Genomic DNA, 25,520 nt, shown 5'->3' with positions numbered 1-25,520 from the left:
CGCCATGACGTCGGACGACCCAAAGATCACCATCCGTGACATCTCGGGCGGCACCTTCGCCTTCGGCGACAACGCCCACGTGGAGAGCCACCACACCACCGGCCCCACCGCACCCCTCGACGAGGCCGCCGAAGCCGCCCAGGAACTGCTGCGTGCCGTGCGGGAGTTGCGTGCCGACCTGGTCCGGGTGCGGGCCACCGACCAGACCGCGACGCTGGACACCGCGCTCGCCGACACCGAGGACGAGATCACCCGCACCGGCCGGGCGGCCCCCTCGCGCCGCGAGCGGCTGCGCGAACTGCTGGGCGACTCCCAGGCCCTGCTCACCGTCCTCGCCTCGGCGGGCACGGTGGCCGGGCTGGTAGGGCTGTGAGAGGAGCACCGTGAACGGGGGACCGAGATACTGGAACGAGGAGACCCAGCGCTGGGAGGACACGGACGGCACGGCGACGGTGAGTCCGCCGACCCTGCCGGACCAGCCCCCGCCCCGCCCCATGACGCCACCGTCGGCGCCCCCGGTCGCCCCACCCTGGTACGACCCGGAGCGCAGCACCACGCCCCACGGCACCACCACCACCCCGCCACCGACACCAACACCGCCCCCGGACACCGGGACCTGGCAGTTCTCACCGCCCCCGGACACACCCCCCACCCGGCCCCGGACGCGTGGCACCAGCCGCCGCCTGGCCGTGTCCGTGATCATCGGAGCCGCCGCGCTCGGAGTGGCCGTGAGCCTGGTCCTGACGCTGGTGATCGGTGACGGCAAGGGCAAGCAGAAGCCGACCGGCGCCCACGGCACCACCACGGCGTCCGCACCTCCGTCGACGTCGTCGTCGCCGCAGTCCGGCTCGGCCGGCCCTCCAGACACCACGCCCACATCCACGTCCACGCCCACCGGCACCGCGACCGCCCCCTTCTCCGGCTCCGCCCGACCCCCCACGGGCTACGAGTCGTACCCGGACGACGCGGGCTTCCGCATCGCCCGGCCGAAGGGATGGAGCCGGACCACGGTCGCCTCGGTCTTCGGCATCAAGGTGGTCAACTACCGCAGCCCGGACCGCAGACACCGGCTCCAGATCTATCAGGTGGAGGAGTCGTCACCGGACGCCTCGTTCGACCTCTTTCTGTCGGACCAGACCGTCAAGCCCCGCGGCTTCCAGTCGCTGTCCCGCGAGAACCTGGACACCGCGGGCTTCACCGGCACCCGGCTCGAATGGAGTGCGACGCGCATCAAGGGCGAGCCGGACGTGGGCACATGGCACGTCTACGACGAACGCTTCGTGGCCCCGGACGGCAACATCTACGCCATCGCCGCCTACGGCCCCGCCGCCGACGGCAACGGCACCGATGACCTCCAGCGCCTCACCACCGCGTTGACCTGGTTCTGCCCGAAGGGCGCGGCGTGCGGGACACCGCAGGACTGAGAACCAGGTCGGACATCGGCACCGGTCGTACGGCTCAGCCGCGCTGCCCCGGCGTGTAGTGCCCCGGCACCATCCGCGTCGTCACGGCGAACCGGTTCCATGCGTTGATCACCGTGATCAGGGCGATCAGCTGGGCCATTTCGGCCTCGTCGAAGTGCTTGGCGGCCGTGTCGTACACCTCGTCCGGCACAAAGCCGTCCGTCAGGACCGTGACCGCCTCGGTCAGCTCGATCGCCGCGAGTTCCTTCGCGGTGTAGAAGTGCTTGGACTCTTCCCACGCGCCGAGCTGGATGATCCGCTCGACGCTCTCCCCGGCGGCGAGCGCGTCCTTGGTGTGCATGTCCAGGCAGAACGCGCAGTGGTTGAGCTGCGAGGCGCGGATCTTCACCAGCTCCAGCAGCTTCGGGTCGATCCCCCGCCGGGCGGCGGCGTCCAGTCGGACCATCGCCTTGTAGACGTCGGGGGCGTGCTGCGCCCAGGCGAGACGGGGGGTGTGCTCGGGGACGTACGTGGTGTTCTCGTCGTTGCTCATGGCATCGACCCTAGGCGGCGGGCAGCCCACGGGTATGGTCCATTTCCATGGGTGATTCATGGGCCACTTTGGCCGCCTCGGGTGTGGACCTGCACCTGGAACCGGCCGGACCGGGACTGCGGCGCGGCCTGACCGACGCGCTGCGCGAAGCGGTCCGCACCGGCCGGCTGCGCCCCGGCACCCGGCTGCCGTCCTCCCGTACCCTGGCCGCCGACCTCGGCATCGCCCGCAACACCGTCGCCGAGGCCTACGCCGACCTGGTCGCCGAGGGCTGGCTCACCGCCCGCCAGGGCTCCGGCACCAGAGTCGCCACCGGACTGTCCGCACCGGCCCCGGGGCGGCCCCGGCCGGGCAGCGCGGCGTCGCCCACCCACCCCCGCCGCCCCGGCCGCCTCCCCTACGACCTGGTCCCCGGCACCCCCGACCTCTCCGCCTTCCCCCGCACGGCATGGCTCAAGGCCGCCCGCCGCGCCCTCGCCGCCGCCCCCAACGAAGCCCTCGGCTACGGCGACCCGGGCGGCCGTCCCGAGCTGCGCACCGCGCTCGCCGGTCACCTCGCCCGGGTCCGGGGCGTGCGCGCCGACCCCGGGAACATCCTCGTCACCGCGGGCTTCTCCCAGGGGCTGCGCATCCTCGGCACCGTCCTTCGGGCGCGCGGGGTGCGCACGGTCGCCGTCGAGTCGTACGGCCTCGACTTCCACTGGAACCTGCTCGCCACGACCGGGCTGCGCGTGAAGCCGCTCCCGTTCGACGACCTCGGCACGGACACCCGCGAGCTGGCGGACATGGACGTGGGCGCCGTACTGCTGACACCCGCGCACCAGTTCCCGATGGGCGTGCCCCTGCACCCCGACCGCCGCGCGGCCGTCGTCGACTGGGCCCGCCGCACCGGCGGGGTGATCCTGGAGGACGACTACGACGGGGAGTTCCGCTACGACCGCCAGCCCATCGGCGCGCTCCAGGGCCTGGCTCCCGGCCAGGTCGTCCACTACGGCACCGCCAGCAAGTCCCTCGCCCCCGGGATACGGCTGGCCTGGGCGGTGCTACCGCCGGGGCTCACCGAAGAGGCCAGGGCGGTGAAGGGCCACGCCGACAGCTGCGGGGTGTTCGACCAGCTCACCCTGGCCGAGTTCCTCACCTCCGGCGCCTACGACCGCCATGTCCGCGCCGTCCGGCTGCGCTACCGGCGGCGCCGCGACGCCCTGGTCGCCGCCCTCGCCGAGCACGCCCCGGAGGTCCGCGCCACCGGGATCGCCGCAGGGCTGCACGCGGTGCTGCGGCTGCCGCCCGGCACCGAACCGTCGGTCGTACGGGCGGCCGTCTGGCAGGGCCTCGCCCTGCACGGTCTGTCGAGATTCCGCCACCCCCTGGCCGCCCCCGACGGCCTGGACGCCCTGGTCGTCGGCTACGGCACACCCCCCGACCACCTGTGGACGGCCGCCCTGGAGGCCCTGTGCCGTGCGCTGCCATGAGCCCTCTCAGCGCCCAGCCCCGCAGCGATCCTCCCCGCAGCCGAACGAGGCAGCGTGCGTCACCCCCGCGGCACCCGCTCCTCGGCCTCCGCCTCCGTCTCCTCCACCGGCGCCTCCCCGAACCGTGCCAGCAGCAGCGCCCCTGCCACCGCCACCGCGAACCCCAGCACCGCGAGCCACTCCAGGCCCTCCCGGGTCCGGTCGCCGAGCCACACCACGCCCACCGTGGCCGGGCCCAGCGTCTCCCCGATGACCAGCCCGGCGGTGGCCGTTGTCACCGAGCCCCGCTGGAGGGCCGACGTCAGCAGCATGAACCCGGCGCCGCCGCCGATCAGCAGGGCGTACGCCGCCGGATTGGTGAGCAGGTCCGAGGGGTGCAGCGAGTCGATCAGCCGGACGGCCACCTCCACCACCCCGAAGCCGAAACCGGCCCCGAGACCCAGCACCAGCGCGCGGGACCTGCCCTTCAGCCGGCTCCCGAGCGGCGCGAGCAGCAGGACGGCCACCGACATCGCCAGCATCGCGTACCGCAGCTGGGTGGTGCCGCTTTTGTCGCCCTCCGGGCCCGACGCCAGGCCCAGCATCGCGAGTCCGGCGCACACCACGCCCACCGCGCCCCACTCGACCCCGCTCAGCCGTACTCCCAGCAGCCGCGCCGCGACCACCGCGGTCACCGCCAGACTGGACGCCAGCGCCGCGCTCACCGCGTAGATCGGCAGCGAGCGCAGTGCCGCGATCTGGAACAGGAAGCCCAGTCCGTCCAGGGCGAGACCCGCCACATAGCGCCACTGGCGCACCGCCCTGAGCAGGAGCGCCGCGTCGCCGCCCCCGCCCCCCTCGGCGGCCGCCGCCCGCGCCGCCATCGCCTGGAGCACCGTCGCCGTACCGAAGCAGACCGCCGCGCCCAGCGCGCACACCATTCCGAAGACCACACCGGGACTCTAGAAGACGGGACTCCAGAAGACGGGAAAGGGAAGTCCAGGGACGGCCCATCCCGTACTCACCCGTAGTCGCCCGTAGTCCCCCACAGGCGCGCGTACTAGCTCGTACTCACTCGTACTCGCTCGTACTCACTTCTACTCACTCGTATTCGACCGTACTCGGCCCTTTCCGCCCGCATCGTGGACGACGGGCCGGCGGCCTCCGGGGCGGGCGATAGGCTTGCGGCGGGCCGTGACTGGCGCGCTGGGATGGGACCGACCATCGGGGAGCGGCCCAGCAGTGAGCGTCGTGTGCCGTGCGCCTGGGCCGAACCGTGAACGCAGTACGTGAAGATGTGCACACGACGTCCGGAGGTCCCATGTCAGAGCAGCAGCCCCTGTCCACCGAGTCCACCGCCTTCCGCGCCGGCCTCGATGTGATCCGCGCCGTCGAGCCGCGCGTCGCGGACGCGATCGGGCAGGAGATCGCCGACCAGCGCGAGATGCTCAAGCTGATCGCCTCCGAGAACTACGCCTCCCCGGCGACACTCCTCGCGATGGGCAACTGGTTCAGCGACAAGTACGCCGAGGGCACCGTGGGCCGCCGCTTCTACGCGGGCTGCCGCAACGTCGACACCGTCGAGTCACTCGCCGCCGAGCACGCCCGCGAGCTGTTCGGCGCCCGGCACGCCTACGTCCAGCCGCACTCCGGCATCGACGCCAACCTCGTCGCCTTCTGGGCCGTCCTCGCCCAGCGCGTCGAGGTCCCCGCCCTGGAGAAGGCCGGTGTCCGCCAGGTCAACGACCTCTCCGACGCCGACTGGGCCGAGCTGCGCCAGGCCTTCGGCAACCAGCGCATGCTCGGCATGTCCCTCGACGCCGGCGGCCACCTCACCCACGGCTTCCGCCCGAACATCTCCGGCAAGATGTTCGACCAGCGCTCCTACGGCACCGACCCGGCCACCGGCCTGCTCGACTACGACGCCCTGCGCGCCTCGGCCCGCGAGTTCAAGCCGCTCATCATCGTCGCCGGGTACTCCGCCTACCCCCGCCTGGTGAACTTCCGTCTGATGCGGGAGATCGCCGACGAGGTCGGCGCCACGCTCATGGTCGACATGGCGCACTTCGCCGGTCTGGTCGCGGGCAAGGTGCTCACCGGCGACTTCGACCCGGTGCCGCACGCCCAGATCGTGACCACGACCACCCACAAGTCGCTGCGCGGCCCGCGCGGCGGCATGGTCCTCTGCGACGACACCCTCAAGGACCAGGTCGACCGCGGCTGTCCGATGGTGCTCGGCGGCCCCCTCCCGCACGTCATGGCCGCCAAGGCCGTCGCCCTCGCCGAGGCCCGTCGGCCCGCCTTCCAGGACTACGCGCAGCGCATCGTCGACAACTCCCGCGCCCTCGCCGAGGGCCTGACGCGGCGCGGCGCCACCCTCGTCACCGGCGGCACCGACAACCACCTCAACCTCATCGACGTCGCCGGCTCCTACGGCCTCACCGGCCGTCAGGCCGAGGCCGCGCTCCTGGAGTCCGGCATCGTCACCAACCGCAATGCCATCCCGTCCGACCCGAACGGCGCCTGGTACACCTCCGGCATCCGCGTCGGCACCCCCGCGCTCACCACCCGGGGCCTCGGCACCGCCGAGATGGACGAGGTCGCCGCCCTCATCGACCGGGTCCTGACCACCACGCAGCCGGGCACCACCAAGTCCGGCGCCCCGAGCAAGGCCGCCCACGTCCTGGACGAGAAGACCGCCGACGAGATCTCGCGCCGCGCGACCGACCTGGTGGCGGGCTTCCCGCTGTACCCGGAGATCGACCTGGGCTGAGGCGCCCCGCCAGGGGCGCGGGGAACTGCGCGACCGGCCCACCACGGCCCGCAGTTCCCCACGCGCCGCCCGCCCGGGACCCGTGCACGAGACCCGCCCGGGAGCCACGCGCCGCCCACCGCGGAGCCCGCCCACCGGACCCCCATAGCCGTGCGCCGAAGCCCCTGCGCTCTCTGCGACAATGAAAAACATGGCCTCTGATCGACCCCGTGTGCTCTCCGGAATCCAGCCCACCGCAGGTTCGTTCCACCTCGGCAACTATCTCGGCGCCGTACGCCAGTGGGTGGCCCTCCAGGAGACCCACGACGCGTTCTACATGGTCGTCGACCTGCACGCGATCACGATCCCGCAGGACCCGGCCGAGCTGCGCGCCAACACCCGCCTCGCCGCCGCCCAGCTCCTCGCGGCCGGACTCGACCCCGAGCGCTGCACGCTGTTCGTCCAGAGCCATGTCCCCGAGCACGCTCAGCTCGCCTGGGTCATGAACTGCCTCACCGGGTTCGGCGAGGCCTCCCGTATGACCCAGTTCAAGGACAAGTCCGCCAAGCAGGGCACCGAACGCGCCTCTGTCGGCCTCTTCACCTACCCGATCCTCCAGGTCGCGGACATCCTGCTCTACCAGGCAGGCGAGGTCCCCGTCGGCGAGGACCAGCGCCAGCACATCGAGCTGACCCGCGACCTCGCCGAGCGCTTCAACGGCCGCTTCGGCCAGACCTTCACCGTCCCGAGGCCGTACATCCTCAAGGAGACGGCGAAGATCTACGACCTCCAGGACCCGGGCGTCAAGATGAGCAAGTCGGCGTCCACGCCGAAGGGCCTCATCAACCTCCTCGACGAGCCGAAGGCGACCGCGAAGAAGGTCAAGAGCGCCGTCACGGACACGGACACCGTGATCCGCTACGACGCTGCCGAGAAGCCCGGTGTGAGCAATCTCCTCACCATCTACTCGACCCTCACCGGCACCTCGGTCGCCGACCTGGAGAAGAGCTACGAGGGCAAGGGCTACGGCGCCCTCAAGACCGACCTCGCCGAGGTCATGGTGGAGTTCGTCACCCCGTTCCGGGAGCGCACCCAGCAGTACCTGGACGACCCCGAGACGCTGGACGCCGTCCTCGCCAAGGGCGCGGAGAAGGCCCGTACCGTCGCCGCGGAGACCCTCGCCCAGGCCTACGACAGAGTCGGCTTCCTGCCCGCGAAGCACTGAGCGCAGCTCAGGGCGGCTCAGGGCAGCACAGAGCGGCACACCGGGCACGGCCGGGCACGGGGAGTGGCGGCGCGGGGCGTGGGGCGCGGGGCACTGAGGCGCACGGCCGTACGCATGTCGTCGCACGACCGTCCGCACGTCCTGCTCCGAAGCGCCGCACATCACTCCCGCTGCGCCTGCCCACGGCCCGGTCCGGGCCGTACAGTCGAAGGCGGACGGCAAACAGCACAGACGACTCACAACTCACCGGAAACCGCCGGATCCCACCGGACCGCCCCGGACCACACCGGATCGCACCGGGCCCATTCGGCACGACGAGAAGGAGACACGACGTGGGGACCGTAACGATCGGCGTGTCGATCGCGGTCCCGGAGCCTCACGGCAGCCTGATCCAGGCGCTGCGCGCGGGCTTCGGCGACGCCGCGGCTCTCGGTATCCCCACCCATGTCACCCTGCTCCCGCCGACCGAGGTCGACGAGGCCGGCCTTCCGGCCATCGGGCGGCATCTCACCGAGGTGGCGCGTTCCGGGAGACCGTTCCCGATGCGGCTGTCCGGCACCGGCACCTTCCGGCCCATGTCGCCGGTCGTGTACCTGCGGATCGCCGAGGGCACCGAGGCGTGCACCTGGCTCCAGAAGCAGGTCCGTGACGCCTCCGGGCCGTGCGCCCGCGAACTCCTGTTCCCGTACCACCCGCATGTCACGGTGGCGCACGGCATCGACGACCCCGCCATGGACCGTGCCTTCGAGGAGCTCGCCTCCTACGAGGCCGACTGGTCCTGCACCGGCTTCGCGCTCTACGCGCGCGGCACCGACGGCACCTGGCGCACCCTGCGCGAGTACGCCTTCGGCGGCGCGGTGGTCCCGCCGCAGATACCTCACGCGGACCGGGACCGGGGCACGATCCCCAGCCGCTGAGCCGCCCGCCTGCACCAGCCTGCACCAGCCTGCACCCGCCTGCGCCCGGCCGACCGGTCAGCCGGTCAGCCGGTCGGCAAAGCATCGCCCGTTCGTGTCACCGCAGGTCGCACTTCCGCGCTTTCGGGGAACCCGGAGAACCGGGGAACCCGGAGAACCGGGGAACCCACGGATCGCGCGGAGGGCAGGGCTCGGACATGGACTGGCTGAAGAGGCTCCCGTTCGTAGGACCTCTCGTGACGCGTCTGATGCTGACGCACGCGTGGCGGTCGTACGAGCGGCTGGACCGGGTGAAGTGGACCCGGCTGGCCGCCGCGATGACCTTCATCAGCTTCATCGCGCTCTTCCCGCTGCTGACCGTCGCCGCGGCCGTCGCCGCCGCCACGCTCAGCGCCGGCCAGCAGCAGAAACTGGAGAACAAGCTCGCCGAGCAGGTGCCCGGTATCTCCGACCAGCTGGACATCAACGGCCTGGTCCACAACGCGGGCACGATCGGACTGATCGCCGGAGCGGTGCTGCTGCTGACCGGCATCGGCTGGGTCGGCCAGGTGCGGGACTGTCTGCGCGCGGTGTGGGAACTGCCCGACCGCGAGGAGAACCCCCTCGTCGCCAAGGCACGGGACGCGGGCATCCTGGTCGGCCTCGGCGGCGCCGTCCTCGTCACGTTCGCCGCGTCCACGATCGGTTCGGCCGCCGTCGGCTCGACGGCCCGCGGGCTCGGCCTCGACGAGCACGGCTGGAGCAGCGTCCTGCTGCGGGCCGCCGCGTTCGCCGTGGCCGTGCTCGCCGACTTCCTGATGCTCCTCTACGTCCTCACCCTGCTGCCCGGCGTGGAACCGCCCCGCCGTCGCCTCCTCGTCGCCGCACTCCTCGGCGCGATCGGCTTCGAACTGCTGAAGCTGCTGCTCAGCGGCTATATCCAGGGCGTCGCCACGAAAAGCATGTACGGCGCGTTCGGGGTGCCCGTCGCCCTGCTGTTGTGGATCAACTTCACCGCGAAACTCGTCCTGTTCTGTGCTGCCTGGACGGCGACACCGAGCAGGGAGCGCGAGGCGAGTGAGGCGAGTGAGGTGAGTGAGGTGCAGGAGCCGAGTAAGTCGGCTGAGCCGAACGAGCCGAACGAGCCGAACGAGCAGACCAAGACAGCTGAGCCAAGCAAACCAACTGAGCCGAGCAGGCAGACCGAGCCGAAGGAGCCGGATCAGCCGAGCAAGGGCGCCGGACCCGGCGAGTCCGGTGACGGCGACGGTGCCGGTGACGTCACTTGCGGCGGCGCACCAGATCGGGCAGCGGCCACCGGCGGTTGACGAGGAATCCGCCCGCCGCGAGCAGCAGCACCACCCCGCCCGCGATCCCGAGCGCGATCCCCGCGCCCCTTGACCCGCCCCCGGCCTGCGCCGCCGCCGGTGCCTTCGAGGCGCTGTCGCCGCCCGCCTCGCCCGCGGACGCCGTGGCCCCCGCCTGCGCGCCCGCCGAGGCGGTGGCCGCAGCACCCTTGGGCGCCACCAGCGTGCCCACCGGGGTCACCTTCCCGGCCGCCTGGAACCCCCAGTCGAACAGCTTGGCGGTCTCCTTGTAGACCTCGTTGTGCTCCGTGGCCTCCGGTTTCATCACCGTGACCAGCAGCACCCGGCCGTTCCGCTCCGCGACGCCGGTGAAGGTGGCGCCCGCGTTGGTGGTGTTGCCGTTCTTCACACCGGCGATGCCCTGGTAGACGGGTACGTCGGCGTCGCCGCTCAGCAGCCGGTTGGTGTTCTGGATCTCGAAGGACCCGCGGACCTTCTTGCCCTTCTTGTCCTTCTTCGTCTCACCGGGGAACTTGGTGCGGACGGTCGAGCAGTAGGTGCGGAAGTCCTTCTTCTGGAGCCCGGAGCGGGCGATCAGCGTCAGGTCGTACGCCGACGAGACCTGGCCGGGAGCGTCGTAGCCGTCCGGGGTCACGACATGGGTGTCGAGGGCCTGGAGCTCGTCGGCGTGCGCGTTCATGTCCTTCACGGTGTTCGCGACGCCGCCGTTCATCGCCGACAGCACATGCACGGCGTCGTTCCCGGAGCGCAGGAACACGCCCAGCCACAGATCCCGGACGGTGTAGCTCTCGCCCTCCTTTATCCCGACCATGCTGGATCCCGCGCCCATGCCCGCCAGATCGGCGGACACCACCTTGTGCTGTTCGGAGCTGGGGAACACCGGCAGCACGGTGTCCGCGAACAGCATCTTCATCGTGCTGGCCGGGGGCAGCCGCCAATGCGCGTTGTGCGCGGCCAGCACCTCGCCGGACTCGGCGTCGGCCACGATCCACGACCGCGCGCTGAGCCCCTTGGGCAGCACGGGCGCCCCGGTGCCGAGCTGGGCCTGCGTCCCGGACTGCCCCAGGCGGGCCCCGCCCACCGTCGACATGGTCGCCGGGGGAGTGGCCGAGGGACTGGTGCCGGGGCTCGGCGCGGCGAGGGCGGCGCCCGGCGCGGCGAGGGCGCCGGTCAGGGCGAGGGAGAGCGCGGCGGCGGAGGTGATCAGTGCGCGTCGGCGGTTACTGGGCGTCATGGCGGTGTCGGGGCGTCCGGTCGTCAGGGGGGCGGTCTTGGGGAGAGCGGTCGTCAGGGAGCTGGCCATCAGGGAGCTGGTTGTCAGGGAGCTGGTTGTCAGGGGTGGGGGCACGTCCGAGAAGGTACCTGCCGCGCGCGGCGCCGCCCTCATGCCCGGCCCACCCCGGCCACAGAACCGGCCGGAGGACGGAGATACTGAACCTATGAAGCTCAGCCGTCCCGTCTCCTGGTTCCTGCTCGCCTTCGGGGTATGGAGCTGGGTCATTTGGGTCACTTTCGTAAAAAACCTAATTAAAGACAGCAGTGGGCAGGCCTTCGACGGCGGCCACCCGACGGCGTTCTTCTGGGTCCATCTGGCGCTGGCCGTCGTCTCCTTCGTATTGGGGACGGTCATCGGGGGCATCGGGTTGCGCGGACTGCGCGCACTGCGCCGGACGTCATAGCGGGAGCTGCCGACACGTGGTCATCGTCTTGATCCACGAGGCCGTGAAGCACCACGTCGACGTCCAGCTCTCCGGCCACACCCACGGCGGCCAGCTCTGGCCAGGCAACCTGATCGCCGCCGCGGCCAACCCGACCGTCGCGGGCCTGGAGCGCTACGGCGACACCCAACTCCACGTCACCCGCGGCGCCGGGGCCTGGGGTCCGCCGACGCGGGTGGCGGCGCCGTCGGACATCACGGTCATCCAGCTCGTGTCCCGGCAGGCATAGGCGCGAGCGGTCCGGGTTTTCGCCCCCGCCGCCCCTTCCCGTTCCCGTCCCTGGGGGCTGCGCCCCCAGACCCCCGCCTGTCGGCCCTTCGGGCCTCGTCCTCAAACGCCGGACGGGCTGAATTCAGCCCCTCCGGCGTTTGAGGAGCGGGGGTACGGGGGCTGAGCCCCCGTGACGGGACGGGTAGGGGCGGCGGGGGCGAGCAACCCGGACTGTGCGTCCGGCACCCCCGCGGGCAGGGTGACCGTCACCGCGAGCCCCTTCTCCGGTGCCGTGCACACGCTCACGTCGCCGCCGTGCGCGCGGACCACGCCCTGCACGATCGCCATGCCGAGCCCGCTGCCCGCACCGCCGCCCGCCCGGAAGAAACGGTCGAAGATCCGCGCCGCGTCGTCCTCCGCGAGCCCCGGACCCTCGTCCGCGACACACAGCCGTACGACCCCGTCCGCCCGCTCGACCCCCAGCCGCACCGGCACCTCGTCGGGTGTGTGGATACGCACGTTGGTGAGCAGGTTGCCCAGGACCTGCCGCAGCCCGGACTCGTCGGCGTGCACCAGCAGGGCACCCTCGGCGGACACCGTGACCGGCCGCTGAGGCTGCTGCACCCTCAGATCCTCGGCGGCCTCCCGCACCAGCCTGCTCAGATCGACGTTGCGGAAGCGCACCTCGGGCTGCTGGTCGAGGCGGGCCAGGATCAGCAGCTCGTCGACCAGCCGCCCCATCCGGTCCACCTCGCCGTTCATCCGGTCCCAGGCCCGCTGCCGCTCGTCCCGCTCGCGCAGCATGCCCCGCTCGTAGAGCTGGAGATAGCCGCGGATCGCGGACAGCGGGGTGCGCAGTTCGTGCGAGGCGTCCGCGACGAACCGGCGCAGCTGGGCCGCGCTGCGCTCGCGCGTGCGGTACGCCGACTCGACCTGGTGGAGCATCGAGTTGAGGGCCAGCCGGAGCTGCTCGACCTCCTGCGTCGGATGCTCGCTGGAGGGCACCCGCCGGGTCAGATCGCCCTCGGCTATCGCCGACGAGGTCTCCACCATGTCCTCCAGCGGGCGCAGCCGACGGCGCACCTCGAACAACGTCAGACAGGCCAGCAGCGCCAGCAGCAGGGTGCCGACGGTCAGATCGAGGCGCAGAGCCTTGGCTATGCCCTGGTGGAGTCCGTCGGAGGAGCTGGATATCTCCACGTAGGAGCCGTCGGCCAGCCGGACGGCGACGGCGCGGTAGGCGGCGCCGTGGACGCTGATCTCCCGCGCACCGGCGGCACGGGCCAGCCGGCTCGGGTCACCGACCGCCTCGGCCAGCGCCCGCTGCGAGCCGGACGGCGCGAACCCGGCGATCGGCAGCGCCCTGCCCCGGCCGTCGACCAGCGTGAACACCGAATCCGGGCTCGGGCTGCCGGTGGGCGTGGCGACGAACTTGTCCCGGATGACCGCCAGCGCGGCCAGCGAGTCGAGCTGCTTCCTGGTCAGCGGCGTACTGCTCAGCGAGTCACGGGTCTTGGTCAGATGGGTGTCGATCTGGTCCAGCAGATAGTGCCGCATGCCCATCAGGCTCACCGCGGTCGCCGCCACGATGCCGAGGGCGAGCAGCGCCACGTTCGTCATCGTCAGCTTGCCGCGCAGCGAGTGGATGCCGTGCTTGCAGCGCAGCAGCGTGGGCAGTTTCCAGCGACGCGGCCGTGGCGGGGTCGGTCGTGGCGGTGTCGATCGTGGCGGGGTCGGTCGTGGCAAAGTGGGTTTCATGCGAGCCCGTATCCGACACCGCGCCGGGTGGTGATCACCGGCGGTCCGAGGGCGTCCAGCTTGCGGCGCAGATAGCTGATGTACGTCTCGACCACGGTCGACTCGGCCGGGGCGTGCTCGTACTGCCAGACATGGCGCAGCAGTTGCTCCTTGGGCACGACCTGGCCGCCGTTGCGCACCAGGAACCGCAGCAGCGCGTACTCGGTGGGGGTCAGCTCGACCGTGCGGCCCGCGCGGCGCACCGAGTACGTCGCCTCGTCCAGCTCCAGATCGCCGTAGCGCAGCGGCGGGCGCTGCGGGAGCACATCGGCGGGGCGGGTGCGGCGCAGCACGGCGCACATCCTCGCGACCACCTCGTCGATGTTGAACGGCTTGGTGATGTAGTCGTCGCCGAAGCCGAGCGCGCCGACTATCTCGGCGGGCGAGTCACGGGCGGTGAGGAAGATCAGCGCCAGCTCGGGCCGTCGTGTGCGCAGTTCACGGCCGAGGGCGCGCCCGTCGCCGTCCGGCAGCATCACGTCGAGCAGGGCCGCGTCCGGCCGGGTGCTCTCGGCGAGGGCCAGCGCCTCGCGGACGGTGCCCGCGGTCATCACTTCGAAGCCGTGGTAGCGCAGGGCGATGGCGAGGACGTCCGCGATGCTCGGTTCGTCCTCCACGACCAGCACGGTGCCTGGAGCCGTCATGCCCCCAGTATCCGCATCGCCACTGACAACGGGCGAGGCCCGCTCTTTGGAGTTCCTTGAGAGTCATGGCGCGCCGCCTCCGCGTGCCCGCGCCGCGGCCGATTCTGGTGCGCAGGACCTGGGGGACCGACCGACTGAACACGAAGGAGCTTGAGCGTGGCGGCATGGGCACGATGGTGCTACAGGCATCGGCTGGTGGTCCTGGTGATATGGCTGGGGGCGCTGCTCGGCCTCGGATTCTCGGCGTCGGCGGCGGGTACGGAGTACGCGAACGTCTTCTCCCTCCCGAACACGGACTCCAAGAGCGCCTACGACCTGATGGAGAAGGCGTTCCCGGCCAGTTCGGGTGACACCGACACGGTGGTGTGGAAGACCGACGGCGGTTCGGTGCGGGACGCCTCGGTGAAGTCCCGTATCCAGCCCGCACTGGACGAGATCGCCAAGATGAAGGGCGTCGGCGACGTCACCGGCCCCTATACGAGCGAGCGCGGGGCGACGCAGGTCAGCCGTGACGGGAAGATCGCCTACGCGCAGATCACCTTCACCCAGCGTGCCAACGAGGTGCCGAAGGCACTCGTCCAGGACGTCGTGGACACCGCGCAGCACGCGGGCGGTCAGGGCCTTCAGGTCGAGCTGGGCGGGCAGGCCATCCAGCGGGTGCAGGAGCCGCCGCAGGGCCTGTCGGAGTCGGTCGGCATCCTCGCCGCGGCCGTGGTGCTGTTCCTGGCGTTCGGCTCGTTCTTCGCGATGATGCTGCCCATCGGCATCGCCGTGTTCGGCGTCGGCACCGGCCTGTTCACCGTGCAGCTGCTCAGCCACACCACCGACATCCCCGACATCGCCCCGCTGCTGTCCTCGCTGATCGGCCTCGGCGTCGGCATCGACTACGCCTTGTTCATCGTCACCCGGCACCGGCGGGGCATCCTGCGCGGCATGGACCCGGAGGATTCGGCGGTCACCGCCCTCAACACCTCCGGCCGGGCCGTGCTGTTCGCGGGCGGCACGGTGTGCATCGCGCTCGCCGGGATGCTGGTGACCAACCTGCGCTTCCTGGACGGCGTGGTCATCGGCACCTCGCTCACCGTTGTCTTCAGCGTCCTCGCGGCCACGACACTGCTGCCCGCCCTGCTGGGCTTCCTCGGCCCGCGGGTGCTCAGCCGCCGCCAGCGCCGTCGGCTCGCGGCCGAGGGGCCCGAGCCGGAGCGGACGAGCGGCCCGGCGGCCCGCTGGTCGGCGGCCGTGCAGCGGCGCCCGCGCTCGGTCGCGCTGCTCGCCGTGGTCGTCATGGCCGTGCTCGCCCTGCCCGTCCTCTCGCTGCGCCTCGGCGCCACCGACCAGGGCAACGACGACGCGTCCACGACCACCAGGAAGGCCTACGACCTGCTCGCCGAGGGCTTCGGCCCCGGCTTCAACGGCCCGCTCCAGGTGGTCGTCTCCAGCGGCGACACCACCACCCTCGTCAAGGACATCCAGGCGACCGACGGCGTGGCGCAGGCCGCCGCGCTGCCGCCGCGCGCGGGCGTGACCGTCGTCCAGGTCGTCCCGACCACGTCACCGCAGTCCGCGCAGACCGACGACCTCATCGACACGCTGCGCGACACAGTGATCCCGGATGCGGGGGCGAAGGCCCATGTCGGCGGGGTCACCGCGGTCTCCAAGGACTTCGCGTCCGTCACGGGCGACCGGCTGCCGCTGTTCATCGGCACGATCATCGGCCTGGGCTTCCTGCTCCTGCTGGTCGCCTTCCGCTCGCTGGTCGTGCCGCTGACGGCCGCCCTGATGAACCTGATCGCCGCGGCCGCCTCCTTCGGCGTGCTAACCGCGGTCTTCCAGTGGGGCTGGGGCCTGGACCTGCTCGGACTCGGCAAGGAGGGCCCGATCAACGCCTTCCTCCCGGTCATCATGCTGTCCCTGCTCTTCGGCCTCTCCATGGACTACCAGGTGTTCCTGGTCAGCCGTATGCACGAGGAGTGGGTCCACACGAAGGACAACGCACGCGCGGTCCGGGTCGGCCTCGCCGAGACCAGCCGCGTCATCAACAGCGCAGCACTGATCATGGTGTGCGTCTTCATGGCCTTCGTCCTCAGCGGCGACTCCGGGGCGGCTATGGCGGGCGTGGGCCTGGCGGCGGCGGTCGCGCTCGACGCGTTCATCCTGCGTACGGCGCTGGTTCCGGCGGCGATGCATCTGCTGGGCCGCTCCAACTGGTGGCTGCCGGCCTGGCTGGACAAGCGCCTGCCGCATCTCGCGGTCGAGCCCGCGGAGGACCCCGCCGGCCCCTCCGACACCGGCCCGTCCTCCGTCGTCCACGGCTTCATCCGCACCGCCGACGGCGGCCCCGTGGAGGGCGCGACCGTCACCCTTCTCTCCCGCGGCGGACTCCGTCTCGACCAGGTCAGCTCGCTGGCCGACGGCTCGTACATCGTGTCGGTCCCGGCGCCGGGCGGCTATCTGCTGTCGACGACGGCGGACGCGTACAGCACCTCGGCGAGGCAGATAGAGGTGCTGGACGGCCCGCTGGTCTACGACGTGGAGCTGACGGAGACCGGTGTGGACGCCGTGAACTGAGCACTCACCCCGCTGACTTCCTGCCGGGCCCGGGCAGCACCCGTACTACCCCGGTCAGGCCCGGCAGGAAGTCGGTGAACAGCTCGTGCCCCTCCCGTACGAGGGGTCGCAGCACCCGGAACCGGGCCAGGGACACCGCTCGCTCGGCGAGCCGGGCGCCGCGTTCGGCGAGCCGGTAACTGCTCTCGCGCCCTTCGGTGCGGTCGAAGATCCAGTACAGCACGAGCCCCATCTGCGCCAGCCACATCATCTCGGGCAGCACATCGCGCAGCTCGTCGGGCACCTTGGTCTTCACGGCCCCAGCCAGCACCTCCCGGTGCACGGCGATCGCCGCCTCACGAGCGGGCTCCGACTCCTCGGAGAAGGGGCTGAGGGGACTGTCCGGGTCGGCGGCGTTCTTGAAGAACTGGACGGCGAACTCGTGGTACGGCGTCGCGATGTCGAGCCACGCCTTGAGCACCCCGGCGAGCCGGGTCTCCAGCTCGGTCTCCCGGTCCAGGATCGGCCGGATCACCACCCGGTGCTCGGCGGCGATCCGGTCGTAGAAGCCCTGGATCAGGTGTTCCTTGCCCTCGAAGTAGTAATAGGCGCTCCCGACGGAGACCCCGGCCTCCTGAGCGATGGCCCGCATCGTCGTCTTGTCGTACCCCCGCTCGCGGAACAACCGCATGGCGGTCTCCAGAATCAGCGCACGGGTCTGCTCGGACTTGCTGGGCCCGTCGCTCTTGGGCCCGTGGTTCTTCGGGCTGTCGCTCTCGGGACCGTCGTTCTTGGGTGGCACGCCGGGAAGCCTAACCAGTCGCGCCCGGTGCCCCTTGCCGCTGACGTGAGCGCCCGAGCTCGGGCCGGCTGCTGTAGTCGGTGAGACCGAGGAGGTTGCCCCAGGGATCGGCGAACTCGACGGTCCAGCCGGTGGCCACGGGAAAGGCCTCGTCGAGCGGGGTGATCCCGCCGGCGGCCAGCACCCGCGCCGCGGCCCGCGCGTCCGGCACCTCCAGCCACACCCGGGGCGCGGCCCAGGGCGGCGGCCGGTGCCCGAGCGCCTCCTCGACCCGCAGCACGATCCCCGCCGTCTCCCGGCCGACGTCGAGCAGCGCGATCCCGGCCTCGTCGAGCCGGAACCGCACCGTGAACCCGGCACGCTCGTAGAACCCGACGGCCTGACCCAGATCCCCCACGGGCAGCAGCACATTGTCGAACCCGAGCAACTCGTACGACGCATCGCCTGACATGTTGCCTGACATACCGTCAGATTAGGCCCCCGGGCCCATCGGAGCCCGCTGACATGCCGTCCGGCCTACAGCCCGCATGACCACCTGAGGCATGATGACCGGGCTGACAACCACATATTCCCGTCCGTCCAGGAGCATTCCGATGGGAACGTCGCTCCTGCGGTCCGGGCGCAAACCAGCACCCGGTGGGCGATTGAGGAGTGTTTCCAGGACGCGAAGAACGAATGCGGCTTGGACCAGTGCGAGGTGCGCCGCTATGTCGGCTGGTCACATCACCCTTGCATGCTGCTCATGCTTTCCTGGCTGCCGTTCCTCTTTGGATGAGCAACTGGTTGAAGGGCGACGGGCTTTAAACATCGCACGGTTGCCTCATCTGGCGAACAAAAGCGGCTATTCAGTAATGAACCGCAGCGTAGCGATCTTGTGATCATCGTCATCGCGTCACGCGGCACTTACAACTGGTCAATGCATTCATCTCACATCTAAGGTCACCAGGTGTACCTGTCGTGTCCCTGTTTAACGTTGCGGCTGAAAAAGGGACATGTCGGTCGCTCACACGACGCTTCGTCTGACGGCGGACCTGCGCACGCGCTTCGTCGCCAGGCACCGATCCGGGGGGATCAGTTTGACCACCACCTACTGGAGCAGACGACGCGTGCTCGGCGCCCTCGCGGCCACCGCAGCCGTCGCTGCCACCTCGAGCCTCGTCCTCAGCCCGTTACCCGCCCAGGCCGACATGCTGCCGACCGACGACGGCGGTGACCCGCTCAACCTGCCCGGCACCGACCGGGCGAAAGCCGTCCAGGCATGGCTGCTGGGCGGCCCGGCCGTCCGAGCCGCCGCGGAACTGGCGTTGATCGGTTCCGACACCGGCATACAGACCTTCCTGACTGTGGACCTTCCCAAGGCCACGTCGGACGACAACCGGATGGCGATCCTCACCTCCCTCGTCGGAGGCGGCAAGGGCGTCCAACGTGAGGCCACCAAGGCGATCGACGGCGGTGACGCCGCCATCACCGCGTTTCTGACGGGCGGCTTCAAGACGGCCTTGCTGGAAGACTTGCGCGTGGCCACACTGACCGTGCTGACCCAGGGTGCCAAGGCCGTCCAGCGCGATGCCGGAGCCGCTCTGGACGCGGGCACTCAGACCGCGCTGGAGGCGTTCCTCCGCGACGGCCAGTACACCGCCCGCATGGAGGACATGCGCGCCGAGGTGCTCACCCTCACGGTCCAGGCAGGCCCGGAGGTGAAGAAGTACGCCTCCCGCGCCCTGGACGGAACCGACAACGATATCGAGTGGTTCCTCGAGACCGGCCAGCACATCGCCCGTGCCCGCGACCAGGAATCTGCGACGATCGAGGAACTTGTCGCGCTCGTCCAGCGCGAAGGCAAGTTGGCAGACGCGAAGACCAAGAAGGCTGTGACGGCCGCGCAGAAGGCCGTGGATGCCGCACAGAAGGCCAAGGAGGCCGCGGAGACGGCGGCGGCCGAGGCACAGGCCGCTCAGAACGACGTGGTCAAGTCGGGCAAGGCGGCCCGCAAGGCCGCCGACGCCGCGCAGGGCGCGGCGAATGCCGCCAGGGTCGCCATCAGCGCCTCCCACACCGCGGTCGACGCGTCCCGCCGCGCCGCCTATGCCGCTACCGCTGCGAGCCAGGCCGCGGCCACCGCCGGATCCGCCGCCGCCAGGGCGTACAACGCCGCCATCGCCGCTTCGAAGGACGCATCCAAGGCGTCCGCCGCCAAGGACGCAGCGGTCGCCGCCCGCAATGCCGCGGCCAAGGCCCGTACCGCTGCGAAGGCCGCCGACTACGCCGCCACCGCCTCGGTCCAGGCCGCGAGCGCGGGCGCCTCCGCCGCCTCGGCGGCCCGCAACGCCGCCTCCGCCGCGAATGCCTCCGCAGCGGCCGCTTCCGCCGCCGGCAAGGCGCAGGCGGAGGCCGCGGAAGCCCGGCGGCAGGCGGAGATCGCGAACACCAACGCCGCGATCGCAACCAGTGCCGCAGGGACGGCACAGACGCTGGCGAACGCTGCGGCGCAGGCCGCCCGCACCGCCCGCGACGCCGCGAACAGTGCGGCCGACCACGCGCAGAAGGCCGCGGAGGCCGCCGAATGGGCGGTTCAGTACGCGGGCCAGGCCGTCGAGTACGCGACGAAGTCGACCGACTTCGCCAACGAGGCCACCAAGGCCGCGAACACCGCCACCGACGCCGTCGCCCAGGCGATCGAGGTGGAGAAGAAGGCCCGGGAAGGCGAGCAGCAGCGCCTGGATGACGACATGCGACAGGCGATGGCGGAGACCCGCCTGCTCGCACAGATCGAGGACGAGGAAAGGGCCAAGTACGTCGAGAAGCGCGCACAGAGCGAGCAGACCGACGCGGCCACGAAGGACCTTGTCTCCCAGGCTGAGACAGCCCTGAAGGCGGGCGACACCGGCCTTGCCGCGATGCTCGGGCGCAAGGCGGCCATCGCCCTGATGAACAGCCTCGGCACATGGTCGCGCGAGGCCGCAAGGTACGCCCTGTCCGGCACGGACGCCGACATCCATGCCTGGATCGACACCGACCGGCAGCTCGCGCAGAACCAGGACGACCGGGAGACCGCCCTCTACCTCGCCCAGGTCTGCGGTCCGGACATCGGCGATGCCTCGGCTCTGGCGCTGGAGAGCACTGGCGCCGGTGCCGTGGCCGACTTCCTGAGCAACGGCGTCATCGAAGCCGCCAAGGACAACAATCGCGTCCGGATCCTCCGCATTCTGGCCGCCAGCCCCGGAAGCGCGGTGAAGAAGGCGGCGAACGACGCACTGGACGCCGGCACCGCCAGGGCCCTGCACGAATTTTTCAGCACCACGTACCCCCCGGCACAGCGGGATGACGATGTGGTCGCCACCCTCGCCCTCATCGATACGGCAGGCCCGTACACCAAGGCGTACGCCCAGGCCGCGATGGACGGCCCGGACTGGATCCGCCGCCACTTCGTCGCCTCGGTGCAGTACAAGACGGCGCAGCTCGACTACGACCTCGCCTGCCACACCGCCGCCATGCAGGGTGCGATCGCCGGTGCCGCGAAGATCGCGAAGAAGGCATGGGAGGACGCCGCTCGCGCCCAGCAGGCGGCGGCTACGGCACGCAACGCCGCCCAGGACGCGCTGGATTGGGCGGCGAAGGCACGCGGCTTCGCCGCAGATGCCCAGAAGTGCTCCGATCAGGCGAACGCGAACGCAGCCGCGGCTGAGAAGTCCGCCCAGGACGCGCAGAACTCGGCCGACCGGGCCAAGGACGCGGCCGTGACCGCCCGTACGGCTGCCCGCTCCGCCAACTACTCCGCCCGCCGCGCCGCCGGCGCTGCCGCCAGCGCGGTGGCCTCCGCCAACTCGGCTCAGGCATCCGCCGTCGCCGCCCGTGCCTCAGCCATCCAGGCGGGCAAGGACGCGAAGGCTGCGGCCGCGGCCGCGAGTGAGGCGAACGAGATCGCCGTGACCAAGCGGCAGGCCGAGGTCGCGGCGGCTGCCAAGAAGGCGGCCGAGGAAGCACACAAAGCCAAGGAAGCCGGGCAGGACCCCGCCGACACGCCTGCCAATGACAAGGTTGATGACGACGACCTTCCCTGGTGGAAGGAAGGCGCGAGGGGGCTGGCAAGTGGTGCCAACTACCTGAGCATCATCTACGGTTTTGCCTCTGCCGGCGCCGATCTCATGGGCGCGGAGTATCTCGGCCTGGGCTTCGGTGGTGCCTCGATCCAAATGTCCGTGTACAGCACCGTGTTCACCGGGATCGGCTACGGGTTCACAAGCCGCGAATTCCTGTCGTCTCTCGGGGGAACTGCCCTGGGCATTTTCACCTTCGGTCAGTCGACGTGGATCGGGAAGGCGGGCGGTACCGCGGTGGTCACCAAGGTCACGCAGTTCGGGCACGATCTTGTATCGCCGATCACAGGCGTGCTGGGATCGCTGGGGGACCTTTTCTAGACGACCTTCATGCACAATCCGAGCCGAGGGTCGGTGACACCTCCGCCGCCGGCCCTCAGCCACCAGCGAGGAAGGAATCGCCGTGCTCGCCCGGCTTCCGCTGCCCTGTCTGCTTCTGATGGCGGCCCTTTCCACCTTGTTCCTCTGTTTCGCCCTGTACGGATGGAGCAAGGAGCGCAAGCTGGCCGCGCGGGCATGCGTCGTGTCCGTCGGCTGCTGCCTGGGCATGGTCGCCGTAGGTGCTGTTCAGTACCAAGACTGGACTGCAGGGCAGATGCTCGTCGGATACTCCTTTGCCTGGACCGGGCTCACGATCGGCTTGTTCCCGTCCCGGAAGCTGATCCGTGAATACGCTGAAGAACGTCGCCATGGTGCAGAGAAGGTGAAGTTCGAGTACCCCAAGCAGCATTGGAGATTCCTTTTCGGTGCAGTCACGGTCATGATTTTGCTGGCCTTTGTCCTCTCGTCCTGACTGCACGCCGTTCGAATCGGAATCCTGTGGGGATAGTTTACGGAAGCGGGTGAGTGGATAGAACGTTAAATGCCTCCAGGATTCGACCGGGGGAAGTGAAGAATTGCCGGTGTGTAGATGCGTTGTTGCTTCACGTCGCGCACCGGAAAACCAAGCTGGGCAAGCGGGAATGACCCGTTGCCGGAATCGGAGGGACTGCGTGTTCTGCGTGTTAATTCGAGCCGACTTACCCGCACACGAGTGCGTTCCGGCTTGCCCGGCCCAAGCCGACTGGTGAGGAACATGAAGAAGACGAATTCCCCGGTAGCGGTACCGGTGAGGTCGCACCGTAGGAGACTCATGGCCACTGCCCTCGTGGCACTGGCAGCAGGGGCCCTGACCTGGTTCACAGGGGCGAGCAGTGCACCCGCTGCCGGGCACACCGCGTCCGGAGCGGCCACCTCCGTGGTGGACGAGGCCCCCGGATACGCGGTCGAGAACTTCAACTACCCGAACGCCGACAAGATTCTCGCCGAGAAGAACATCGTTCTCAAGCGGGGCGACGGCCACATCATGCTGGCCGACTGCTCGAGCGGCACCGGCCTGCTCCAGATCATGGCCCGTGAGAAGTCGGACCCGATCTGCTTCCAGGTCGTCGGCAACTCCGGCTGGCTGACCCTGGAGATCCCGTCCGTCGTCGGTGTCAGGGGCAACAGCTACGACACCCAGGTCGACATGACCGTGGGGACCGAGGAGAAGTCCTTCGACGTCACGAAGAACGCCTGGACCCCGGTCGGTGAGGTGACGGACCCGGATGGCCGTGACTACGTGCTCGTGGAGATCAGATCGACCAAGTAGCTCAGCCGATCGCCTCTGCCGGATCTGCCCCAAGGAATCAACTGATGCGACACACCAGACCCGTGCGCCTTTCCGCACTGGCCGCCTCCCTGTTCATGCTGACTGCAGTCCCTGCCGCCGCCGTGACCGGCCCCGCCGTCTCCGCCGCCGAGACCACCTACGCCTACACCGCGCAGATCATCGTCGGTGACCACGACCGCGGCTGCTCCGGAGTCCTGGTCGACGAGGAGTGGCTGCTCACCGCGGCCAGTTGCTTCGCGGACGACCCCGCCACGAGCCTCACGGTGCCGGCGGGCAAACCCGCCAAGACCACCACCGCGACCATCGGCCGCTCCGACCTGAGCAGCACCTCCGGGGCTGTTCGTGAGATCGTCGAACTGGTGCCCCGTACCGACCGCGATGTGGTTCTGGCACGCCTGGACAGCCCGGTCACCGGGGTCGCCCCGATCGCTCTGGCCACGACCGCGCCCGCCACCGGAGAGGAACTGAAGCTCGCCGGGTACGGCCGCAGCAAGACCGAGTGGGCACCGCTGAATCTGCACACCGGCGCGTTCTCGGTGGACAGTTCCACAGCCACCACCGCCACGGTCACCGGCAAGGACGGCGTGTCCGCATGCATGGGCGACACCGGGGGCCCCCTGGTCCGCACGAGCGGAGGCACTGCTCAACTGGCCGCCCTGAGCAGCCGTTCCTACCAAGGCGGCTGCTTCGGCATCGACGCGGCCGAGACCCGCACCGGGGGCATAGCCACCCGCGTCGACGACCTGGCTTCCTGGGTGCAGTACAAGGTGAATGTCGGCCGTATCACCGACTTCAACTGTGACGGCATCCGCGACACCGCGATCGCCGACCCGGACGCCGCTGTCGGCGGTGACGCAGGCGCGGGTCTGGTCCGCATCGTGTACGGAGGGGGCAAGGGTACCGCCGAGATCACCCAGGACCTTGACACGGTTCCCGGAGGATCGGAGGCGAACGACCGATTCGGTGCGGCGCTGGCCACCTTCGACCACAACCTCGACGGCTGCACCGACCTGGTCGTGTCCGCTCCGGACGAGGACCTGGGGACGGCCACCGACGCGGGCCTGGTCAGCATCCTTCATGGTGCCCCGGGTGGGCTGACCACCGGTGACGCCGCTGTCGCCCTCCAGCAGGGCTCCGGCACCGATTCCCTCGCCGCCATGGGTGCCGAGTCCGGCGACCGGTTCGGCTACGCCCTCGCCGCCGGCACCACGAATGCCGGTGACCCGTACCTGGCCGTCGGCGCACCGGGCGAGGACGTCGGTGACCTCACCGACGCGGGCGTCGTGGTCTACCTGCACGGCACCGGCACCACCAACATCGCCATCGACCAGGACAAGCTCAGGAGGGGCGGCACGACGGAAGCGGGCGACCAGTTCGGCGCGGCGATCGCCGGCTCGCCGCAACTCCTCGCCGTGGGCGCTCCGGGCGAAACGGTCGGATCGTTTGCCTCCGCCGGCGGGGTAACCGTGCTCACCCACACTCTCGACGCCGACAAACTACCGATCGCCGTGGCCGGCCTCGACCAAAGTCTCGACAAGGTCGCGGGCGAGGCGGAAGCCGGCGACCGTTTCGGTGCATCGGTGGCTCTGGCCGACTCGATCCTCGCGGTCGGTTCTCCGGGTGAGGCACTCGGTGGGGCCGCCAAGGCGGGTCGAGTCGATACTTTCGGCATAGTCCTGCTGCCCGTCGGCGGCATTCGTGCCTGGGTGACCCAACTCTCCTCCCTCTACCAGGGCGCGACCGGCATCGAGGGCACCGCCGAGGCCGGTGACGCATTCGGCCAGACCCTGTCCGCCGTCAGGACCACCCCAGGTGCGGATGGAACCGCTTCGAACACTCTGCTCGCGGTCGGTGTCCCCGGCGAGGACAGCACCGACGCCACCGACTGCGGCACCATTTACGTCTTCAGACTGGGGGACGGCACCTTCACCTTCATCGGCACCACGCGCCCGGGCAAGTCCGGCATCCCCGGTACGGTCGGCGCCTCGCAGAAGGTCGGTTCCGCCATTCAGGCTACGGGCACGGACCTCTACATCGGCATGCCCTACGGGCCCGCCCCCTACGGCTCCGTGTACGCCGTACCGTGGGCCAACATCCTCACCGGTGCCACCCAGACCGTGACGACGATCAAGCCGGGCACCGGCGGCCTTCCGGCGGCCGGTAAGAGGTTCGGCTCAGCGATCCGCTGACACACCGACTCGCCTACTCCCGCCTGACCGGTCCCGCGGTGCTGACCACACCGCGGGACCGGTGCTGTCACACAAGAAGCAAGTGCCGGGCGTTGGTACGTCGGCAGCACCGGCGTCGCCATCGCCCAGCTGTTCACCTGCGGTGGGCTCGGGGTCTGGGCGCTGATCGACGGCATCATCTTCCTCACGAGCAACGACCGCACCGACAAGCAGGGCCGTGTGCTCAAGGGCTGACAACGTGTGAAACGAGGGCTCAC

General features: G+C 70.4%; 20 protein-coding genes, 2 pseudogenes and 1 riboswitch. Of the genes and pseudogenes, 15 read left to right on the top strand and 7 right to left on the bottom strand.

Annotated elements, in window-relative coordinates; genetic code table 11:
• Positions 1–4 precede the first annotated feature (4 nt).
• Together ACSYGN_RS15655 and ACSYGN_RS15650 are read left to right on the top strand one after the other, a co-directional pair.
• Positions 5–373, top strand: a complete 369-nt coding sequence (locus tag ACSYGN_RS15655; RefSeq protein ID WP_460396019.1) for a hypothetical protein — start codon at positions 5–7, stop codon at positions 371–373.
• A 10-nt stretch (positions 374–383) separates the two neighbouring features.
• Positions 384–1,424 (top strand): hypothetical protein, encoded by a 1,041-nt coding sequence (locus tag ACSYGN_RS15650; protein ID WP_460396017.1) that lies wholly within the window; start codon positions 384–386, stop codon positions 1,422–1,424.
• Positions 1,425–1,458: 34 nt separating this feature from the next.
• On the opposite strand, the gene ACSYGN_RS15645 is transcribed toward ACSYGN_RS15650, so the two are convergent.
• Entirely contained in the window at positions 1,459–1,956 is a 498-nt protein-coding gene (locus ACSYGN_RS15645; protein WP_460396015.1) for a carboxymuconolactone decarboxylase family protein, read from the bottom strand.
• Positions 1,957–2,003: 47 nt separating this feature from the next.
• Between ACSYGN_RS15645 and pdxR the strand changes: the two genes are divergently transcribed.
• Positions 2,004–3,428 carry a MocR-like pyridoxine biosynthesis transcription factor PdxR gene (pdxR, locus tag ACSYGN_RS15640; protein WP_460396013.1) on the top strand — a complete coding sequence of 475 codons (1,425 nt, stop codon included), beginning with the start codon at positions 2,004–2,006 and terminating at the stop codon, positions 3,426–3,428.
• A gap of 59 nt (positions 3,429–3,487) precedes the next feature.
• Here the strand turns inward: pdxR and ACSYGN_RS15635 are convergent, their stop codons facing one another.
• A complete protein-coding gene (locus tag ACSYGN_RS15635) occupies positions 3,488–4,348 on the bottom strand; it encodes a DMT family protein (protein ID WP_460403494.1) in 861 nt (286 codons plus the stop codon).
• Between the two features lie 243 nt (positions 4,349–4,591).
• Positions 4,592–4,684, top strand: a riboswitch (ZMP/ZTP riboswitch).
• A 44-nt stretch (positions 4,685–4,728) separates the two neighbouring features.
• Between ACSYGN_RS15635 and ACSYGN_RS15630 the strand changes: the two genes are divergently transcribed.
• The 4 genes from ACSYGN_RS15630 to ACSYGN_RS15615 all read left to right on the top strand — a co-directional run bounded on the left by ACSYGN_RS15630 (position 4,729) and on the right by ACSYGN_RS15615 (position 9,608).
• Entirely contained in the window at positions 4,729–6,180 is a 1,452-nt protein-coding gene (locus ACSYGN_RS15630) for a glycine hydroxymethyltransferase (RefSeq protein ID WP_460396011.1), read from the top strand.
• Positions 6,181–6,370: 190 nt separating this feature from the next.
• On the top strand, positions 6,371–7,384 hold the full coding sequence (gene trpS / locus ACSYGN_RS15625; RefSeq protein ID WP_460396009.1) for a tryptophan--tRNA ligase: 1,014 nt from the start codon (positions 6,371–6,373) through the stop codon (positions 7,382–7,384).
• A gap of 332 nt (positions 7,385–7,716) precedes the next feature.
• On the top strand, positions 7,717–8,301 hold the full coding sequence (locus ACSYGN_RS15620; RefSeq protein ID WP_460396007.1) for a 2'-5' RNA ligase family protein: 585 nt from the start codon (positions 7,717–7,719) through the stop codon (positions 8,299–8,301).
• Between the two features lie 197 nt (positions 8,302–8,498).
• Positions 8,499–9,608 (top strand): YihY/virulence factor BrkB family protein, encoded by a 1,110-nt coding sequence (locus ACSYGN_RS15615; RefSeq protein WP_460396005.1) that lies wholly within the window; start codon positions 8,499–8,501, stop codon positions 9,606–9,608.
• Here ACSYGN_RS15615 and ACSYGN_RS15610 read toward each other — a convergent pair.
• Positions 9,562–10,842, bottom strand: a complete 1,281-nt coding sequence (locus ACSYGN_RS15610) for a D-alanyl-D-alanine carboxypeptidase family protein (protein WP_460403492.1) — start codon at positions 10,840–10,842, stop codon at positions 9,562–9,564. The genes ACSYGN_RS15615 and ACSYGN_RS15610 overlap by 47 nt on opposite strands.
• A gap of 205 nt (positions 10,843–11,047) precedes the next feature.
• Here ACSYGN_RS15610 and ACSYGN_RS15605 point away from each other — a divergent pair, with 205 nt between their 5' ends.
• The gene (locus ACSYGN_RS15605; protein ID WP_460396003.1) at positions 11,048–11,287 is read left to right on the top strand and encodes an SCO4848 family membrane protein; all 240 of its coding nucleotides are present in this window, start codon (positions 11,048–11,050) and stop codon (positions 11,285–11,287) included.
• Positions 11,288–11,312: 25 nt separating this feature from the next.
• Positions 11,313–11,555 (top strand): annotated as a pseudogene (locus ACSYGN_RS15600) (metallophosphoesterase); the annotation flags it as partial.
• Between the two features lie 101 nt (positions 11,556–11,656).
• Here the strand turns inward: ACSYGN_RS15600 and ACSYGN_RS15595 are convergent.
• Positions 11,657–13,156, bottom strand: coding sequence for a sensor histidine kinase (locus tag ACSYGN_RS15595; RefSeq protein WP_460403490.1), 1,500 nt, complete (start codon positions 13,154–13,156; stop codon positions 11,657–11,659).
• A gap of 134 nt (positions 13,157–13,290) precedes the next feature.
• Complete coding sequence (locus ACSYGN_RS15590) at positions 13,291–13,977, bottom strand: response regulator transcription factor (protein ID WP_460396001.1); 687 nt, start codon at positions 13,975–13,977, stop codon at positions 13,291–13,293.
• Between the two features lie 156 nt (positions 13,978–14,133).
• Here ACSYGN_RS15590 and ACSYGN_RS15585 point away from each other — a divergent pair, with 156 nt between their 5' ends.
• Entirely contained in the window at positions 14,134–16,545 is a 2,412-nt protein-coding gene (locus tag ACSYGN_RS15585) for an MMPL family transporter (RefSeq protein WP_460395999.1), read from the top strand.
• 4 nt (positions 16,546–16,549) lie between these two features.
• Here the strand turns inward: ACSYGN_RS15585 and ACSYGN_RS15580 are convergent, their stop codons facing one another.
• Positions 16,550–17,326 (bottom strand): TetR family transcriptional regulator, encoded by a 777-nt coding sequence (locus ACSYGN_RS15580; RefSeq protein WP_460395997.1) that lies wholly within the window; start codon positions 17,324–17,326, stop codon positions 16,550–16,552.
• Between the two features lie 10 nt (positions 17,327–17,336).
• Entirely contained in the window at positions 17,337–17,777 is a 441-nt protein-coding gene (locus ACSYGN_RS15575) for a VOC family protein (protein ID WP_460403488.1), read from the bottom strand.
• Positions 17,778–18,402: 625 nt separating this feature from the next.
• On the opposite strand from ACSYGN_RS15575, the gene ACSYGN_RS15570 reads away from it, so the two are divergent.
• The 5 genes and pseudogenes from ACSYGN_RS15570 to ACSYGN_RS15550 form a co-directional block, all read left to right on the top strand.
• Entirely contained in the window at positions 18,403–21,744 is a 3,342-nt protein-coding gene (locus ACSYGN_RS15570; RefSeq protein WP_460395995.1) for an ALF repeat-containing protein, read from the top strand.
• Between the two features lie 82 nt (positions 21,745–21,826).
• A complete protein-coding gene (locus ACSYGN_RS15565; RefSeq protein WP_460395993.1) occupies positions 21,827–22,216 on the top strand; it encodes a hypothetical protein in 390 nt (129 codons plus the stop codon).
• A 339-nt stretch (positions 22,217–22,555) separates the two neighbouring features.
• Complete coding sequence (locus ACSYGN_RS15560; RefSeq protein ID WP_460395991.1) at positions 22,556–23,053, top strand: hypothetical protein; 498 nt, start codon at positions 22,556–22,558, stop codon at positions 23,051–23,053.
• Positions 23,054–23,097: 44 nt separating this feature from the next.
• Entirely contained in the window at positions 23,098–25,263 is a 2,166-nt protein-coding gene (locus tag ACSYGN_RS15555; RefSeq protein ID WP_460395989.1) for a S1 family peptidase, read from the top strand.
• Positions 25,264–25,350: 87 nt separating this feature from the next.
• Positions 25,351–25,497 (top strand): annotated as a pseudogene (locus ACSYGN_RS15550) (NINE protein); the annotation flags it as partial.
• Between the last annotated feature and the right edge of the window lie 23 nt (positions 25,498–25,520).

The organism is Streptomyces sp. YIM S03343 (assembly GCF_054729195.1).
Note: the sequence above shows the minus strand (reverse complement) of the source record. Positions and strands in the feature narration are given on the sequence as shown.

Bases quoted from the DNA above. Each gene is read 5' to 3' on its own strand.
- ACSYGN_RS15655 (WP_460396019.1), top strand. From the start codon at position 5: ATGACGTCGGACGACCCAAAGATCACCATCCGTGACATCTCGGGCGGC.
- ACSYGN_RS15645 (WP_460396015.1), bottom strand. From the start codon at position 1,956: ATGAGCAACGACGAGAACACCACGTACGTCCCCGAGCACACCCCCCGT.
- pdxR (WP_460396013.1), top strand. From the start codon at position 2,004: ATGGGTGATTCATGGGCCACTTTGGCCGCCTCGGGTGTGGACCTGCAC.
- ACSYGN_RS15635 (WP_460403494.1), bottom strand. From the start codon at position 4,348: ATGGTGTGCGCGCTGGGCGCGGCGGTCTGCTTCGGTACGGCGACGGTG.
- ACSYGN_RS15630 (WP_460396011.1), top strand. From the start codon at position 4,729: ATGTCAGAGCAGCAGCCCCTGTCCACCGAGTCCACCGCCTTCCGCGCC.
- trpS (WP_460396009.1), top strand. From the start codon at position 6,371: ATGGCCTCTGATCGACCCCGTGTGCTCTCCGGAATCCAGCCCACCGCA.
- ACSYGN_RS15615 (WP_460396005.1), top strand. From the start codon at position 8,499: ATGGACTGGCTGAAGAGGCTCCCGTTCGTAGGACCTCTCGTGACGCGT.
- ACSYGN_RS15610 (WP_460403492.1), bottom strand. From the start codon at position 10,842: ATGACGCCCAGTAACCGCCGACGCGCACTGATCACCTCCGCCGCCGCG.
- ACSYGN_RS15605 (WP_460396003.1), top strand. From the start codon at position 11,048: ATGAAGCTCAGCCGTCCCGTCTCCTGGTTCCTGCTCGCCTTCGGGGTA.
- ACSYGN_RS15595 (WP_460403490.1), bottom strand. From the start codon at position 13,156: ATGACGAACGTGGCGCTGCTCGCCCTCGGCATCGTGGCGGCGACCGCG.
- ACSYGN_RS15590 (WP_460396001.1), bottom strand. From the start codon at position 13,977: ATGACGGCTCCAGGCACCGTGCTGGTCGTGGAGGACGAACCGAGCATC.
- ACSYGN_RS15575 (WP_460403488.1), bottom strand. From the start codon at position 17,777: ATGTCAGGCGATGCGTCGTACGAGTTGCTCGGGTTCGACAATGTGCTG.
- ACSYGN_RS15560 (WP_460395991.1), top strand. From the start codon at position 22,556: ATGGCCACTGCCCTCGTGGCACTGGCAGCAGGGGCCCTGACCTGGTTC.
- ACSYGN_RS15555 (WP_460395989.1), top strand. From the start codon at position 23,098: ATGCGACACACCAGACCCGTGCGCCTTTCCGCACTGGCCGCCTCCCTG.